This is a genomic window from Mesorhizobium sp. B2-5-11 (genome assembly GCF_006440835.1).
Taxonomy (GTDB): domain Bacteria; phylum Pseudomonadota; class Alphaproteobacteria; order Rhizobiales; family Rhizobiaceae; genus Mesorhizobium.
The window spans coordinates 796,485-812,389 of the sequence record NZ_VFUK01000001.1 but is presented as its reverse complement, the minus strand read 5'-3'; the positions used below and the strand labels follow the sequence as shown (position 1 = coordinate 812,389).

Here is a 15,905-nt window from a genome sequence, read left to right as displayed (position 1 = left end):
GCCTGAGACTCCCGGCGCATCGATCACCAGTCCATCACCACCTTGCCCGAACTGCCGCTGCGCATCGCGTCGAATCCAACCTGGAAATCATCGATGTCGATGCGGTGCGTGATCAGGCCTGAGACGTCGAGCGGGCCCTGGACCAGCGCGATCATCTTGTACCAGGTCTCGAACATCTCGCGGCCATAGATGCCCTTGAGATGCAGCATCTTGAAGATGACCTTGTTCCAGTCGATCTCGAACCCGGTCGGCGCAATGCCGAGGATGGCGATCTTGCCGCCATTGTTCATGGTGTCGATCATGTCGCGGAAGGCGGGGGCTGCCCCCGACATTTCCAGGCCGACATCAAAACCCTCCGTCATGCCGAGCGCCGGCATCACGTCGCTCAGTTTTTCCTTGGAGGCGTCGACGACGTGCTGGACGCCAAGCTTGCGCGCAAGATCCAGCCGAACCGGATTGATATCCGTGATAACGACCTTCCTGGCGCCGACGCATTGCGCCACCAGCGCGCCCATGATGCCGATCGGTCCGGCGCCGGTGACCAGCACGTCCTCGCCGACCAGATCAAATGACAATGCGGTGTGAACCGCATTGCCCAGGGGATCGAAGATCGCGGCGATCTCGTCCGGCACATCGTCCGGGATCGGCACGACATTGTGCTGTGGGATCGCCAGGTACTCGCCGAAGGCGCCCGGGCGATTGACGCCGACGCCGAGCGTGTTGCGGCACAGATGCCCCCTGCCCGCGCGGCAGTTGCGGCAATGTCCGCAGACGATGTGGCCTTCGCCCGACACGCGTTGGCCGACCTTGTATTCGGTGACCGCGGCGCCGAAATCCGCGACGGTGCCGACGAATTCATGGCCGGTCACCATCGGCACGGGCACCGTCTTCTGCGCCCACTGGTCCCAATTGTAGATGTGGACGTCGGTGCCGCAGATCGCAGTCTTCTTCACCTTGATCAGGACGTCGTTGGGGCCGATTTCCGGCACCGGCACCTCTTCCATCCAGATGCCCGGCTCGGCCTTGGCCTTCACCAGCGCCTTCATCATGTTCGACATTCTTTTGTCCCTTGAATCTCTTGATCCGGAAGCGGTTTGCGGCGCCGGTCGCTCAGGAAATCACACCTAGTTCCTTGCCAACCGCACCGAAAGCCTCGACCGCCCGATCAATGTCGGCGCTGGAATGCGCAGCAGACATCTGCGTGCGGATGCGCGCCTGGCCCTTGGGCACCACCGGGAAGGAGAAGCCGATGACATAGATGCCGCGTTGCAGCATGCGCGCCGCCATCTCCTGCGCCAAGCTCGCATCGCCCAGCATGACCGGGATGATCGGATGGCCGGCGCCTGCCAGCGTGAAGCCGAGCTTCCCCATCTGTGTCCGAAACCGTTCCGCATTGGCATATAGGCGCTCGCGCAGGGCATCGCCATTGCGGATCATGTCGAACACTCTGATCGAGGCGCCGGCGATCGCCGGCATCAGCGTGTTGGAAAACAGATAGGGCCGCGAGCGCTGGCGCAGCCAGTCGACCACCTGTTTCTTGCCGGACGTGTAGCCGCCGGAAGCGCCGCCCAGCGCCTTGCCGAGCGTACCGGTGATGATGTCGACCCTGCCCTCGACGCCGCAATGCTCAGCCGAGCCGCGGCCGTTCCTGCCGACGAAGCCGACCGCGTGACTGTCGTCGACCATGACCATGGCATCGTATTTTTCGGCCAGATCGCACACACCCGCGAGATTGGCGATGATGCCATCCATCGAGAACACGCCGTCGGTGGCGATCAGCCGGAACCGGCAATCCTTCGCCTCCTTCAGCCGCGCCTCGAGATCCGCCATATCGTTGTTGGCGTAGCGGAAGCGCTTGGTCTTGGACAGCCTGACCCCGTCGATGATGGAGGCGTGGTTCAGCGCATCGGAGATGATGGCGTCCTCCTCGCCCAGAAGCGTCTCGAACAGTCCACCATTGGCATCGAAGCAGGAGCCGTAGAGGATAGTGTCGTCCATCCCGAGGAAGGACGATATCGTCGCTTCCAACTGCTTGTGCTCCTCCTGCGTGCCGCAGATGAAACGCACCGAAGCCATGCCGTAGCCGTAGCGGTCGAGCGCGTGCTTTGCCGCCTCGCGCAGGTCGGGGTTGTCGGCGAGGCCGAGATAGTTGTTGGCGCAGAAATTCAGCACCTTCTCGCCGCCGACCTCGATCTCAGCCGACTGCGTGGAGGAAATTACCCGCTCGGACTTGTACAGTCCGGCCGATCTGAGCCCCTCAAGTTCGCCGTCGATATGGGAGAGAAATGCTGCGGTCATGATCGTGCCTCGTTTGACGTGGGCCGACTGTCGTCCCGCACGCACAAAAAATCCACCGCAAAAGCGACCGGATCAGGTGGCTGGGTAATGTCGAACGGATGCCGCAGGCATGGCTCGAGGGACGATCCGGATCACATGGGGCCGGCGAATGTTCAAATGCGGACCGGCCGCGAAAGAGGCCGATAACCATTTCGCGACCTTTAAGCCTTTCCCCTTGTCGGCCAGCTGTCGATTTCCAGTCCTGTTAATGTTTGCAGTTCAATGATGCTCATACAGGAATCCGTTGGCGAGAGGGCCGCCCCCCAAGATGTCGCAGCAGCCGGTGCAAACCGTTTCAGGCAAGCTCATACTGCTGATCAAGGCTGGTTATTGGCTGGCGCTGCTGATCATCGCCGCCATGGTGGTGGCTTCCTTCATCCTGCTGCAGCAGGTGATGGCCACCCAACGGCACAACCATACGCTGCTCGATATCGTCAGCACGCAAAAGACGCTGTCGCAGCGCATCGTCTTCCTCGCCGGTGCGACCGGTGCTGCTTCGCGCGACAAGCAGCCGGCGCTCGTCAACGCGCTCAAGCAGGCGACGGCGGAGTTCGAAACCAACTATGACCTGCTGCTCAAGCAGACGGCCGCCGATCCAAAGTCGCCGGCCAGGCTCGATCCGAAGACGATCGAGAATGTCCTTTTCGGCAAGCCTTTCCATCTCGACTATTTTTCCGTCGGGCTGGTCGCCAATGGCGAACGCCTGGTGTCGGCCTTCTCGTCCCAACTCGCACTCGGCGACAATGGCGGCTACAAGGGCGGTTACGAACGCGTCACCCTCGACGCCTCGGTCGCCAACGCAACATTGTCGGGCTATTCGGCGCTGGGCCAGCGCATCAGCGCTTTCGCCGACGAACGATCCGAAAAGATGCTCGATCTGCACCGCACGCTGTTTTACGCCACGATCGGCGTCATCGTTCTGGTGGCGCTGTTCATCTTCCGGCCCATGTCAAACGCGATCCTGCGCAAGACGCGCGAACTCGTCGATGCGCGCAATTCGATGGCCTTCATCGCCGTTCATGACGGGCTGACAGGTCTGCACAACCGCACATTCCTGACCGACCATTTCGACACGCTGATCAAGAGCGCGCATCGTCGGCGCGAACGTCTTGCGGTGGTGCAGCTTGATCTCGACCGGTTCAAGCAGATCAACGACACGCTCGGCCACGCCGCCGGCGACTATGTGCTGGTCATCACGGCCCAGCGCATGCGCGATTCCTGTCGGGCGTCGGATCTGTGCGTGCGCCTCGGTGGCGACGAGTTCGTGATGATCCTCAACGGCGCCGGCGGCAGCGAAGACATCAACATGCTGGCACGGCGCATTCTTGCGCACATCAACGAGCCGATCGTCTTCCAGGGCACGACCATTCTACCGGGCGCCAGCGGCGGCATCGCCGTCTATCCGATCGACGCCGACAACGCCCAGGACCTGCTGGTTCACGCCGATCTGGCGCTTTACTCCGCCAAGAAGATGGGCGGCGGCAATTTCTCGTTCTTCTCCGAGGAATTGCGTCGCGAACTCGATTATCGCAAGCAACTCGAGCACGACATCAAGGTTGCCATTTCACAGCAGGCATTCCAGGTCTATTTCCAGCCGCAGGTTTCACTGAGCGACGGCACGATCAGTGGCATCGAGGCGCTGGTGCGCTGGAACCATGCCGAGCGCGGCATGATCTCGCCTGGCGAATTCATTCCCGTCGCCGAGAAATGCGGTTTCATGCCTGATATCGGCCGCATCGTCATCAAAAAGGCGATCAACGAAGCCGCCGAATGGAACCGCGACGGCATTGCTTTCGGACGACTTGCGGTCAACGTATCCGGAACCGAATTGCGCGAGCACGACTTCGATGCTTTCCTGTTCGAGACGCTTGAGAAGGCCGGCCTGCCGCCGCAGAAACTGTCGCTGGAAATCGTCGAATCCGTCATTCTCGATGACGAGAAGACAGGCATCGCGGCAAAGCTACGCCATATCAGGGCCGCCGGCGTCCATCTTGAGCTCGACGATTTCGGCACTGGCTACGCGTCGCTCAGCCACGTCAATCCCAACGAGATCGACCGGCTGAAGATCGATCGCCGCTTCGTCCAGAACATCCATGAGAACGGTGACAACTCCAAGATCGTGCGCGCCATCACCGAGCTCGCGCGCGGCCTTGGTATCTCGATCGTCGCGGAGGGCGCCGAGACCGAAGCCGAACTCGATTCACTGATGGCCATCGGATGCGACCAGGTGCAGGGCTACTCCATCGCCTTCCCGATGCCGCAGGACAAAGCCCGTGACTGGCTGAGCGCCCGCATGCCGAAGAAGGCCAGGCTAACGGTGCTGCAGGGAAGCCTGGCGTAGGCAGCCCTCACCCGCGCTTGACAACTCATCACCGAGATGGCGCCCTGTGACGATCGCAAACGGGTAGTCCCGATGCCGCTTCTGCTTGCTTTGCTGACCATGCTCGCCGCATTTCCCGCTTATGCAGTGGATCGCACCATCTATCTGACTTTCGATGACGGACCGCTGAACGGCACCAGCAACATCCTCGACGTGCTGGAAGCGCAGCAGGTGCCGGCGACGTTGTTCATGGTCGGCATGCATGCGCAGGCGAGCGCGGGCAACAAGGCATTAGTCAGACGCGCAAAAGCTCTGCCGCTGGTGACGGTCGGAAATCACAGCTACAGCCACGCCAACAACCGCTACCAACATTTCTATGCCGATACGGAAGGCGTGGTGGCAGACATGCTGCGGGCCAACGCCGTGCTCGGGCTCGCTCCGGCGGTTCATGCGAGGCTGCCTGGGCGCGACGTGTTCAGACTGCCCTCAATGTCGAAGAACGACACCTCGCTCGGCCTTGCGCAGGAAGGCCGGGAGGAGCCGGACTACGAATTCGTCGCCGCTTCCGGCTTCTATCTCTATGGCTGGGACCATGAGTGGGTGCATGACGACACAGGCAAGCCGGTGCAGAGCGTCGACCACCTGGTCAGCGAGATCGATCACCTGTTCGGCTATGGCCGCTTCGTCAAGCACGGAAAGATGATCCTGCTCATGCATGACGAGATGTTCCAGGACGGCTTCGACGGCAAGACGAAACTGGCCATGCTGATTACCGCGCTGAAGCAGCGCGGCTATGCCTTTGGGACAATCCAGAGTTATGACGACTGAGGCGGTGATCCGGCTTTCCTACAGCGCGTAGTGTCGAAGAGATTCACGCGGCGCGCCTTGGACATCGTCAGCTTTCCACGTTGGCCCGCAAGGTCGCCAGCACTTGCGCAAACTCCGCCAGCCTGTCGTCTGACAGGCCCACGCGCAGCCGCTTGTCGAAGGCAAGCGCCGCCTTGCGCAGTGTCTCGAACATCGCTTCTCCGGCCTCTGTCAATTCGACCAGATGGACCCGGCGGTTGACGGGATCGCGGCGGCGCGTCAGCAATCCTTGCGCCTCCATCGCGTTTAGATGATGGGTGAGCGTCGCTCCCTGTATGCCGATCATTCCGGCGAGCTCGCGCTGGTTGGCTAGCTCGCTCGATTTGACCGACAGCAGAGTAAGCCAGACGGGCAACGTGCCGCCCGCTTCAACCAACGCGGTGTCGAAGGCCTGTGCAACAAGCTTGGCGGTGCGGCCGAGATTCATGCCGACCGGCGGGCGTTCAAAGGGCGTCATGGCAAGACACTAGACGGTGTTTTCCACGGATGGAACTGGCACTCATTTATACATTGACATCTAACAGTTAGATATCTAACTATTTAGGCGACGGCGGGCAAGAGAGGAGAGCTGGTATGCAATATGTCTACATCATCACCATCGGTCTTCACGTCATGGCGGGGGTGTTCTGGGCCGGCACCACCATCACGCTGGCGCGCGACCCCGAGATCCGGGCTGAACGCTTCATTGGACCGCAAATGGGAGCGGCCGGCATGGTGTTTCTCACCGGTGCGCTGCTCTGGTATTTTTTCCATGGTGCCTATTTCGGCTCGATGGAAATGGTGCTGGCCCTCGGCATCGTTGCCGCTTTCGCCGCGGCTGGAGTGCTCAGCACCATGGTCCGCCGCACCAGCACGCAGCTTGCTGGCGCCGACGCGGCCACCGAACCTGCCCTGCGCGCGAAGATGGCCCAAGGCGAGCGAATCGCCGCCTGGCTGCTGGTTCTCACCGTGCTCTGCATGGCCACCGCCAGAATGTTCTGATCACGAATCGTACGGTGCCGGCGCAAGCAGGCGGCGTACGCGGCGCGCAACGAACCAAGGCAGCAGATGGCTCTCCTTGCGGAGGTTCCGTTGCGCCTCCTCGAAATTGTTAGCGACAGCAGCCTTTCAAATCCTTAGCCCGAACCGGATGCCGTCATAGATGGCGGCGTGGATGTTGCGCGAGGCGACGGCATCGCCGATGCGGAACAGCACGAAAGATCCTTGCGGATTGCGCTCGGGAAAAATGTCGCCGCCACTCACCAGCCGCTCATAGTCTATGGCGCCGCCGTTCGTCGCCAATGGCTTCAGCGAGAGATAAAGGTCGTCTAGCGGCGCCGTGCCATGCTCGACCACCACCTGGTCGACCCGCCGCTCGCCGCGCCAGCCGTCGGCGAAATCGGAGGCAAGCTCGGCAACCAGTTGATTGCCCTCGCGGCGCACCGAGCGCAGCCTTGTGTTGATAGTGATGGTGACCCCCTTCTCCTGGAAGGCGCGCATGTAGGGTACGTGGTTCATGCCGCCCATTTCCGGCGCGAAGAATCGCTCCGGCGAAACCAGTTCCAGCTTCGAACCGGCGGCCGCGACGAGTTCCGCAGCGCCCATTCCCTGATGGCCGCCATTGTCGTCATAGAGCAGCACGTTTTCAGCCGGCTTGACGCTGCCAGCCATGATGTCCCAGCTCGATGTGACAAGAGTGTCGCCCGCCGTCAGCGGCGGATTCTGCGGCAGTCCGCCGGTGGCGATCACCACGACATCGGGCGACAACGCCAGAACGTCGTCCTTCTCGGCCCAACTGTCGTAGCGGATCTCGACGCCGAGCCGGTCGAGTTCGGCCAGCCGCCAGTCGACGATGCCGATCAATTCCTTGCGGCGCGGGTTCTGCGTCGCCAGCCTGACCTGCCCGCCGGCCTGGCCCGATGCCTCCAGCACCGTCACCTGATGGCCGCGCTCCGCGGCCACGCGCGCTATTTCCAGTCCGCCTGCACCAGCGCCGATGACGACGACTTTTCGCTTTGGTCCCTCGGCCTTGGTGATGATATGCGGAATGTCCGCCTCGCGGCCGGTCGCCGCATTGTGGACGCAGAGCGCCTCGCCGCCTTCGTAGATGCGGTCGAGGCAGTAGGTGGCTCCGACACACGGGCGGATTTCGTGCTCGCGCCCTTCCATCACTTTGCGGACGATGTGCGGATCGGCGATGTGGGCGCGGGTCATGCCGACCATGTCGAGCTTGCCGGCGGCGATGGCGTGGCGCGCGGTTGCGACGTCGGAAATTCGCGCCGCGTGGAAGGTCGGGAATTTCGTCGCCGCCCTCACCTCGCCGGCGAAGTCGAGATGCGGCGATGAGCGCATGCCGGTCACCGGAATGACCTTCGTCAGTGCCGCGTCGGTCTCGATCGAGCCGCGGATGATGTTGAGGAAATCGACCTTGCCTGATGAGGCCAGCCGCCTGGCGATCTCGACGCCCTCCTCTTTCGACAGGCCTTGCGAAAAATCCTCGTCGGCGACCATGCGTATGCCGACGACGAATTTTTCGCCGACGGCCGCCCGCACGGCGTCGAGAACCATGTCGGTGAACCGCAGCCGGTTGTCGAGCGAGCCGCCGAACTCGTCGTCGCGATGGTTGGTGGACGGAGACCAGAAGCCGTCCATCAGATGGCCGTAAGCCTCGAATTCGATGCCGTCGAGACCGGCGGCCTGGCAGCGCTGGGCGGCGGAAGCATAGTCGGAAACGATGCGCTCTATATCCCAATCCTCGATGGTCTTGGGAAAGGCGCGATGTGCCGGCTCCCGCACCGGCGAAGCCGACAGCACGGGCAGCCAGTCGGCTTTGTTCCAGCCGGTTCGACGGCCGAGATGAGTGATCTGGATCATCACCTTGCAGTCATGCTCGTGGCAGGCGTCGGTCAGTTCCGCGAGCCATGGCACGATCCCGTCATCATAGAGATGCAAATTGCCGAAGGCGGCCGGGCTGTCGCGTGAAACGATGGCCGAGCCGGCGGTCATTGTCAGCGCCATGCCGCCCTTGGCCTTCTCCGTGTGGTAGAGCCGGTACCGCGCCTTGGGCATGCCGTCTTCCGAATAGGCAGGCTCGTGGCTGGTCGACATCACCCGGTTCTTCAACGTCAGATGCTTGAGCTGATAGGGCTGGAGAAGCGGATCGTTGCTGGTCATCGTCTTCCTGCGGTTTCAAATTGTGTTATTGAGCGGCCAGATGCGCCGCCCCTGAATGGATTGCGGCGTTTATTCCAATCTTCGTTCGCGCCGACCGCCATGGAAGCGTGCTTCCGGCGACAGGCAGGCAAGGAGCCGTCCATGATCGATACCAAAACCCTCACCCAGCTCGGCGCGCATGTCGAGACGCCACAGAGCCCGGAAGCGGCGGTCCTGGAAACCGTGCCGTTTTCGCGCGGCGACGGCCCGCCGGCCATCGTGCGCTTCACCTGCCCGGAATTCACCTCGCTGTGCCCGGTCACCGGCCAGCCTGATTTCGCCCATATCGTCATCGACTACGCACCCGACGCGGCTCTGGTGGAATCGAAGTCGCTCAAGCTGTTCATGACCTCGTTCCGCAATCATGGTGCTTTCCATGAGGATTGCACCGTCATGATCGGCCGCCGCATCGTGGCGGCAACGAGCCCGCTATGGTTGCGCATCGGCGGCTATTGGTATCCACGCGGCGGCATTCCGATCGACGTGTTCTGGCAGACGGGCGCGCCGCCGGAAGGCGCCTGGCTGCCCGAGACCGGAGTGGCGCCCTATCGCGGGCGAGGCTAGCTCGAACCATCATTCGCATTGGTACTGGCTGAGCGCCCATTCACCGGTCACCGATAGCAGGTCCGATATCTTCCATTCGCCGTCGACCCTTTTGAACTTCCACTCAAGGCGGTGCGGGTTGCCGGCGACGACGAAGGCGACGATGACCTTGGCCTGGTCACCATTGATCGCCTCGAGCGTCTTCAGGCTCTTGTCGATCTCGGCCTTATCATAGTCGGCATTGTCGAGCGCCATGTTGGGGTCGAGGCACTCGCCCTGCCCGGATTTGCGCAGCGCATCGCTCTTGTCGAGCACCGTTTTCGCCGGATCGACGAAATGGCGGCGCTGCGACGGATCGACCTCCAAGCCGACCTGGTCGTAGAATGGCCGCACCACCGCTGTCGGCGAGCCCGGCTGAATTGGGGCGGCAGGTACGCTTGGCGAGGCAGCCGGTGGCGTTGCCGGCTCGGCGGCTCCGCGAGGTGCAGGCGCTGGCGGCGACCCGTGGTCATCGGGCGCGGGGGCAGCCGGAGCATTCGCCGGCGGCGTGCCGAGTAGCCCCTGCGCGGCGCCGCCACTCAAGTCCGCCGCCATAATGCACACGGCCGACAGTGCCAGGAACCGGCGGCGGGCCATCGGATTACTCCGGATCTTGGCCCGCCAGGCATTCGAGCTGGCTCAGCGTCCAATCACTGGTCTTCGATGCGATGTCCGATATCCTCCACTTGCCGTCGATCTTCTTCAGCGACCAATGCATTTCGCGTTGTGCATCGTCTCCTTCCGGAAAGAGACTGAAGCTCGCCACCACCTGGGCAGTATCGCCATCCACCATCTCGGATACTTTCAGGGTCTTGGAGACGGTCTTCTGGTCGAAATCCTGCGCATCGAGGCCCGGATCGAAATCGATGCAGGCGACCTGGTCCGGATTCTTCCTCGTTGCCTGATCGTTGAGGTCGAACAGTCTCGTCACCGGCTCGGTGAAGCGATCCCGGTATTTTGCGTCGGCCTCGAACTTGACATCCGGAACATAGAAGAACTTCACGGCGTCCGACGCCGGACCGGCCAGGGCGACAGCGGGAAAGGCCGTCGCAAGGGCGGCAAGGAGCACTGTCAGTCTCATGCAGAATCTCCGGCTTTTGATGGCTTGGCGCAATCCAGTAGCACGCATCCTGCATATCGGCTTTTTTGCGGCTCATGAAGCCCGCGGCCGCGTCGCGGCCGATGCAGGTCATCCGACAGTCGTGCGTGCCAAGACTGCGATCAGAGACCAAGCGCCACCTTGCGGCCATCATGGATGGCAAAAGCCGCCTGCCTTGAGGCGGTGCAATCACCAATCGACGTGTGGGCAATTTTGCGCCTGTCGAGTTCGATGGAAAGCATGTCGGCTGCCATACTCGTCGTGGCGAAGACCAGCGCATCGGCTTCGACGTCCTGCTCGGTTCCGTCGAGCAGGGAAGCGACCCTGGCCGCCTTGCCGTCCCAATGAACGATGGCGCTCTCGGTCAGAAACCGCACCCGCAGCCTGACGAGTGCGCGGCGCAGCGGCGCGTCGACGGCCATTCGCTGAAGCTCTTTGCCAACCAGGGCGTCAGGTGTCACAAGCGTCACATTGTGACCGTCCTCGGCGAGTTTCCAGGCGGTGCCGCACCCTTTCCAATTGCCGCCATCGTCGAGCAAGATAACATTTTTGCCTGGTCTCGCCTCACGGGCCATCACGGCTTCGGCCGAGAGAACCAGCCCGCCGCCCGGGATGCTTTCCCACTGCGGCAATGCCCGTTGGAAAGCGCCGTCTGACGGCATCGAGCCGGTTGCGATGATGACGTGGTCCGCGCCTTCGCGCTCGACATCCTCCGCCTCGACATATTGTCCGTACCGGACGTCGACCTGAAGCTGGCTGAGCTGGCGCTGGTACCAGTCGATCAGATCCAGAATCTGGGCGCGGCGCGGTTGCAGCCCCGCAAGGCGGAACTGCCCCCCAAGACGGTCGGAAGCCTCGGCCAGCGTGACACGGTGACCGCGTTCGGCTGCTACACGCGCCGCTTCGAGGCCGGCGGGACCGCCGCCGACGACCAGTACGCGCTTGGGTTGGCTAGCCGGGGCGAAGCGATCTCCGCCCCATTCCCATTCCCGCCCCGCCGAGGGATTGATGACGCAGCTGATCCAGTAGTCGCGGCTGCGTCGGCCCCAACACATCTGGTTGCAGGACAGGCACCCGCGAATGTCTTCCGGCCGTCCGGCGGCGGCCTTTGCGGCCAGGTGCGGATCGGCGATCTGCCCCCGCACGATGGAAACCAGATCAGCGTGGCCTTCGCTCAGCACACTTTCGGCATTCTGCGGCGTACGGATGTGACTCTCGGCGGTGACCAACGCGTGGCGCACGGTGGATTTGAGCACGGACGCCAGGTCGGCGCCGAGCTTTTCCGGATAAACAAAGGTCGGGATGATTTTGTAGAAATCGAAGTAGGAGCCCGTTCCACAAGTCACATAATCCATCAAAGAATCGCGGTCGTGGAGGTCGATTATCTCGGCCAATGCTTCGCGCTTCAGCGCCACCTCCACTTCCGGTTCGTCGTTGACCGCAAGGCCGATGATGAAATCATCGCCGCATTCCCGGCGAATTCTGCTCATCACCTCACGGCTCATCCGGGTGCGATTTTGAAGGCTGCCGCCCCACCGGTCGTCGCGGCGATTCGACCAGGGCGTCCAGAACTGGTCCAGTATCGAATGATACGCCGCCCAGACCTCGACGCCGTCGAAACCGGCCTCGCGGCAACGGCGCGCCGCCTGCACGAAACCGTCGATCGTTTCTTCGATCTCGGCTTCGGACATTCGATGCGAACCGTCAGAGTCGTGATAACTCGGCAGTCCGGAAGGGGACCAGCCGGCATGGAACGAGTTGTCCGCGTCCGCGTGCTGACCGACATGATAGAGCTGCTGGATGGCGACGGCGCCATTGCCGCGGATCGCTTCCGTCACTTTGCGGAAATGGGGGATCACGCTGTCGTCGGAAGGACGGAAGTTGCCGCGGGTAAGAACCGCGGCCCGGTGCACCGGCATCGGCTCGACGACGATCATGCCCGCGCCGCCGATAGCGCGTTCGGCATAATAGCCGACATGCCGTTCTGTCGGCAGTCCCTCTACCGCCATGTTCGCGGTATGGGCTCCGAACACGATCCTGTTGCGTAAGGTCTTGCCGCGCAGAGCAATCGGCGTGAACAACCGGTTGAAGACCTGCCCAGACATGTACCGCTCCTCAAAAGCCCTAGCGGCAGCACCCGAGCGCCAGCGCCCGCAGCCATAATCGATTTGCCGGACAGCCGGCACCTGAAAGGGGTGCCGGCATTCGCCAACCATTGCAGCTAGGCGTCCAGCCAGACGTTCTGGAGGTCCATTTCAAAAGTCTGGTGGACGCCGTAGTTCTTCACCTTCTTGCTCGTATGACTGTAGAGCTTCTGCCAGAACGGCTGGATGATGACGCCGGAATCCTGCAGGATCTGCTCGACATCCTTCATCACCTCCTTGCGCTTGGCGACGTCGATCAGCGATAGCGCCTGCTTGAGCTTGGCGTCGAAATCGGGATTCGAATACGCCGATTCATTCCAGGCCTCGCCGGTGCGATAGCCGAGCGCCAGCACCTGGACGCCGAGTGGGCGCATGTACCAGATCGTCATCGAATAGGGATATTTCGTCCAGTCGTTCCAGAACGTCGAGCCCGGCAGCACCGTCCGTTTCACCTTGATTCCGGCCTCGCGCAGCTGGCCCGCGATGGCATCGCCGGTGTTCTTCTGCCAATCGTCCTCGATGGTGATCAGCTCATGCTCGAAGTCGGCCTGACCCGCCTCCGCCATCAGCTTCTTGGCGCCGGCGGCATCACGCTCCTTCTTGGGCAGCGGATAATATTCCGGATGGATGGGGCTGACATGGTGGTTTTCGCCGACCGTGCCGCGACCGCTGTAGCCGAGCTGCAGCACCGCGTTGTTGTCGACCGCCATCTGGAGCGCGTTGCGAACACGCTTGTCATCGTAGGGTTTGTGCGTGACGTTGGTGCGCGCAACCAGGGTGGTCGCGGTCGCCACCTCCGATTTCTCCAGCCCCATCTTGTCGAGGATGTCGATAAAATCGGCAGGCGACTCGAAATTGAGGTCGATTTCGCCGGAATCGAAGGCATTCACCGTGGCGTTGAAATCGGTGCCGTAGTCGATGAATTCGACGCCGTCGAGCGGAGCTTCGCCGCCCCACCATTTGCCGTTCTCGCGGCGCTTGACGACGGCTTTCTGGCCGACATCGTAAGAGACCAGCTCGAAGGGTCCGGTGCCGATCGGCTTCTTGATCGGATCGGCGCCATCGGCATCGAAATTGCGGTGGACGACGAGCGCCGGATAGTCGGTGAAGTTCGGGATCAGCGAAATGTCGGGCTCGGAGAGCTTCAGCTTGACCGTGTTGTCGTCGACCTTGGTGATCGCGCCGTCCCTCGCCTTGCCGGTCTTGGCGTCGATCAGCGCGCCGACACGCGCGGCCATGGAGTTGCCGGCGACGCCCTTCTCGCACCAGCGCGTCACATTGTGCACCACATCATCGGCGTTGAAGGTATCGCCATTGTTCCAGGTGATGCCCTTGCGCACGTGCAGCGTATATTCGGTGGCGTCGTCGTTGATGTCCCAGCTTTCGAGCAGCACCGGCTCGAAGGTGAACTGCCTGGTATAGCGCACAAGCGGCTCCAGCCAGGTGCGCGAGATGTTGGCAAGCTCAACCCAGTCATAGGTGCGCGGATCCTTCTGCGCCTTCACCGACATCGAGACATGCAGCGTTCCGCCCTTCTTCGGCTCCTCGGCCAAGGCGTTCGTCGGCGCGGCAAGACCGATCATGCCATAGGCCAGAGCCGTCGATGCCCCGAAGGCGCTTGCCAGCGCCAGGAATTCGCGTCGGTCGATCCGACCCGCACGCGCCTCCTTTGCCATCGCCTCTATGGCGCTTGGAACACGATCACCATTGCTTTTGAAAAGCGTCATTTTTTTCCTCCCTTGTGGTTCCCGTCAGATCTTCGTCCTGTCAGCTAACGCTGTCCGGCAGTTTCTCCTCGCGCAGCGCGATAAAATCCCTGAGACCGTCTGCGATGCCCTCATCGAGCTTCGGCTCCTCATAATCGGCCAGCATGTTGCGCGCTTTCTCGCGGCCGCGCGTGTCATGGTCCTTCGCCCCTTCGGCCTTCCACTGTTCGTAGGAGTTGAAATCCATGATGCTGGGCATGAAGAAGGCTCGCTCGAAATGCTCGAGCGTGTGCTGTGTGCCGAGGAAATGGCCCTGCGGCCCCACCTCGCGGATGGCGGCCATCGCTTCCTTGAAATCGTCGAACGGCAGCCCGCCGGCATATTTGTACCAGCCGACGAGCTGTTCGCAGTCGGTCGCGAATTTCGAATAGCCGCAGGTGAGACCCGCCTCGAGCCATCCGGCCGAGTGCCAGATGTAGTTGGCGCCGGCAAGGATGGCGGCATGCATAAGCATGTTCGCCTCGTAGCCGGCCTGGGCATCGTTCAGCTTCGAGCCGACATGGAAGCCGGACGTGCGCCACGGCAGGCCGTATTTCCGTGCCAGCGCGCCCATCAGGTACATCATCTGCGCGGCCTCCGGCGTGCCGCCCATCGGAGCGCCGGTCTTCATGTCGACCGTGACCATGAACTGGCCGTAGATTTGAGGCGAGCCCGGACGCAGGAGCTGGGTGAACGCTACACCGGCAAGCGCCTCGGCATTGACCTGCGCCACCGCGCCCACGGCCGAGGCCGAGGTCGAGGCGCCGCACAGCGCGAAGGGCGCCAGGATCAGCGGCTGATTGTGACGGGCATAGACCTTCATCGCATCCAGCATGGTGGCATCCCATACCAGCGGTGAATTGCAGTTGGTGATCGACACCAGCACAGGGTTGTCGCGCACGTAATCCTCACCGAACACGATGCCCGCCATCGCCATCGTGTCTTCCGCCCGATCCTTGGAAGTCACGATGCCCATGAACGGCTTGTCGGAATGCTTCAGCGCCGAATGGATGATGTGGAGGTGACGCTTGGGCACCGCTATTTCCATCGGCTCGCAGATGATCGAGCTCGAGGAATGCAGGGCCGGCGCCATGTAGGCGAGCTTGTGGAAATTGTTGAGGTCGGCGAGCGTGCCGTAGCGCCTGACATTGTCGAGGTCACGCACATAAGGCGCGCCATACATCGGCACGAAGATGGAATTCTTCCCGCCCACGCGCACCGTGCGCTCGGGGTTGCGCGCGTTGAGCGTGAACTCCGACGGCACCTTCGAGACGAGCTCCATTAGCAAGGCGCGGTCGATCCGCACTCTCGTCTCGGAGACGTCCGCGCCGGCGGCCTTCCACATTTCGATGGCCTCATGGTCGCGGAACTCGCATCCGACGTCCTCCAGGATGGCGAGCGATTCCTGGTGTATGAGTTCCACTGCCTCGTCCGGCACCATCTGATAGACGGGGATTTGGCGGACCAGTGTCGGAAACGACGTTACCGGAGCTCCCCGCAGCGCCTTGCGCCCCAGGCGGCCGCCGGCTCGACGATTGGCGTGTTCGGTCACAGCGGCCGGTGCGTTCATGGCAACTCCATTCCTCTTATACCTCGCAGCCTAGACGCACAAAACAGGA

General features: G+C 62.2%; 13 protein-coding genes. 4 read left to right on the top strand and 9 right to left on the bottom strand.

Annotation, left to right across the window (positions count from 1 at the left end; translation table 11 throughout):
* Positions 1 to 23 precede the first annotated feature (23 nt).
* Positions 24 to 1,058 (bottom strand): L-threonine 3-dehydrogenase, encoded by a 1,035-nt coding sequence (gene tdh, locus FJ490_RS04080; RefSeq protein ID WP_140728246.1) that lies wholly within the window; start codon positions 1,056 to 1,058, stop codon positions 24 to 26.
* Positions 1,059 to 1,110: 52 nt separating this feature from the next.
* Entirely contained in the window at positions 1,111 to 2,298 is a 1,188-nt protein-coding gene (locus tag FJ490_RS04075; protein ID WP_140728245.1) for a glycine C-acetyltransferase, read from the bottom strand.
* Between the two features lie 307 nt (positions 2,299 to 2,605).
* Between FJ490_RS04075 and FJ490_RS04070 the strand changes: the two genes are divergently transcribed.
* Together FJ490_RS04070 and FJ490_RS04065 are read left to right on the top strand one after the other, a co-directional pair.
* Complete coding sequence (locus tag FJ490_RS04070; protein ID WP_140728244.1) at positions 2,606 to 4,678, top strand: EAL domain-containing protein; 2,073 nt, start codon at positions 2,606 to 2,608, stop codon at positions 4,676 to 4,678.
* A 72-nt stretch (positions 4,679 to 4,750) separates the two neighbouring features.
* Positions 4,751 to 5,485 (top strand): polysaccharide deacetylase family protein, encoded by a 735-nt coding sequence (locus tag FJ490_RS04065; protein ID WP_140557067.1) that lies wholly within the window; start codon positions 4,751 to 4,753, stop codon positions 5,483 to 5,485.
* Between the two features lie 67 nt (positions 5,486 to 5,552).
* Here FJ490_RS04065 and FJ490_RS04060 read toward each other — a convergent pair whose 3' ends face one another.
* Entirely contained in the window at positions 5,553 to 5,951 is a 399-nt protein-coding gene (locus FJ490_RS04060; protein ID WP_224655784.1) for a MarR family winged helix-turn-helix transcriptional regulator, read from the bottom strand.
* Between the two features lie 146 nt (positions 5,952 to 6,097).
* Here FJ490_RS04060 and FJ490_RS04055 point away from each other — a divergent pair, with 146 nt between their 5' ends.
* Positions 6,098 to 6,505: a hypothetical protein gene (locus FJ490_RS04055; protein WP_140521694.1), complete on the top strand. Its 408-nt coding sequence runs from the start codon at positions 6,098 to 6,100 to the stop codon at positions 6,503 to 6,505.
* Positions 6,506 to 6,631: 126 nt separating this feature from the next.
* Here the strand turns inward: FJ490_RS04055 and FJ490_RS04050 are convergent, their stop codons facing one another.
* Positions 6,632 to 8,677, bottom strand: coding sequence for an NADH:flavin oxidoreductase (locus FJ490_RS04050; RefSeq protein ID WP_140631477.1), 2,046 nt, complete (start codon positions 8,675 to 8,677; stop codon positions 6,632 to 6,634).
* 141 nt (positions 8,678 to 8,818) lie between these two features.
* Between FJ490_RS04050 and queF the strand changes: the two genes are divergently transcribed.
* On the top strand, positions 8,819 to 9,280 hold the full coding sequence (queF, locus tag FJ490_RS04045; RefSeq protein WP_140515582.1) for a preQ(1) synthase: 462 nt from the start codon (positions 8,819 to 8,821) through the stop codon (positions 9,278 to 9,280).
* Positions 9,281 to 9,289: 9 nt separating this feature from the next.
* Here the strand turns inward: queF and FJ490_RS04040 are convergent, their stop codons facing one another.
* From FJ490_RS04040 to FJ490_RS04020, 5 genes are all read right to left on the bottom strand, one after another.
* The gene (locus tag FJ490_RS04040; RefSeq protein WP_140728243.1) at positions 9,290 to 9,895 is read right to left on the bottom strand and encodes a hypothetical protein; all 606 of its coding nucleotides are present in this window, start codon (positions 9,893 to 9,895) and stop codon (positions 9,290 to 9,292) included.
* 4 nt (positions 9,896 to 9,899) lie between these two features.
* Positions 9,900 to 10,379 (bottom strand): DUF3828 domain-containing protein, encoded by a 480-nt coding sequence (locus FJ490_RS04035; protein ID WP_140565146.1) that lies wholly within the window; start codon positions 10,377 to 10,379, stop codon positions 9,900 to 9,902.
* Positions 10,380 to 10,519: 140 nt separating this feature from the next.
* Entirely contained in the window at positions 10,520 to 12,502 is a 1,983-nt protein-coding gene (locus tag FJ490_RS04030) for an FAD-dependent oxidoreductase (RefSeq protein WP_140728242.1), read from the bottom strand.
* A gap of 116 nt (positions 12,503 to 12,618) precedes the next feature.
* Entirely contained in the window at positions 12,619 to 14,268 is a 1,650-nt protein-coding gene (locus FJ490_RS04025) for an ABC transporter substrate-binding protein (protein WP_140728241.1), read from the bottom strand.
* A 40-nt stretch (positions 14,269 to 14,308) separates the two neighbouring features.
* Positions 14,309 to 15,856 carry a trimethylamine methyltransferase family protein gene (locus tag FJ490_RS04020; RefSeq protein WP_140521684.1) on the bottom strand — a complete coding sequence of 516 codons (1,548 nt, stop codon included), beginning with the start codon at positions 15,854 to 15,856 and terminating at the stop codon, positions 14,309 to 14,311.
* Positions 15,857 to 15,905 lie beyond the last annotated feature (49 nt).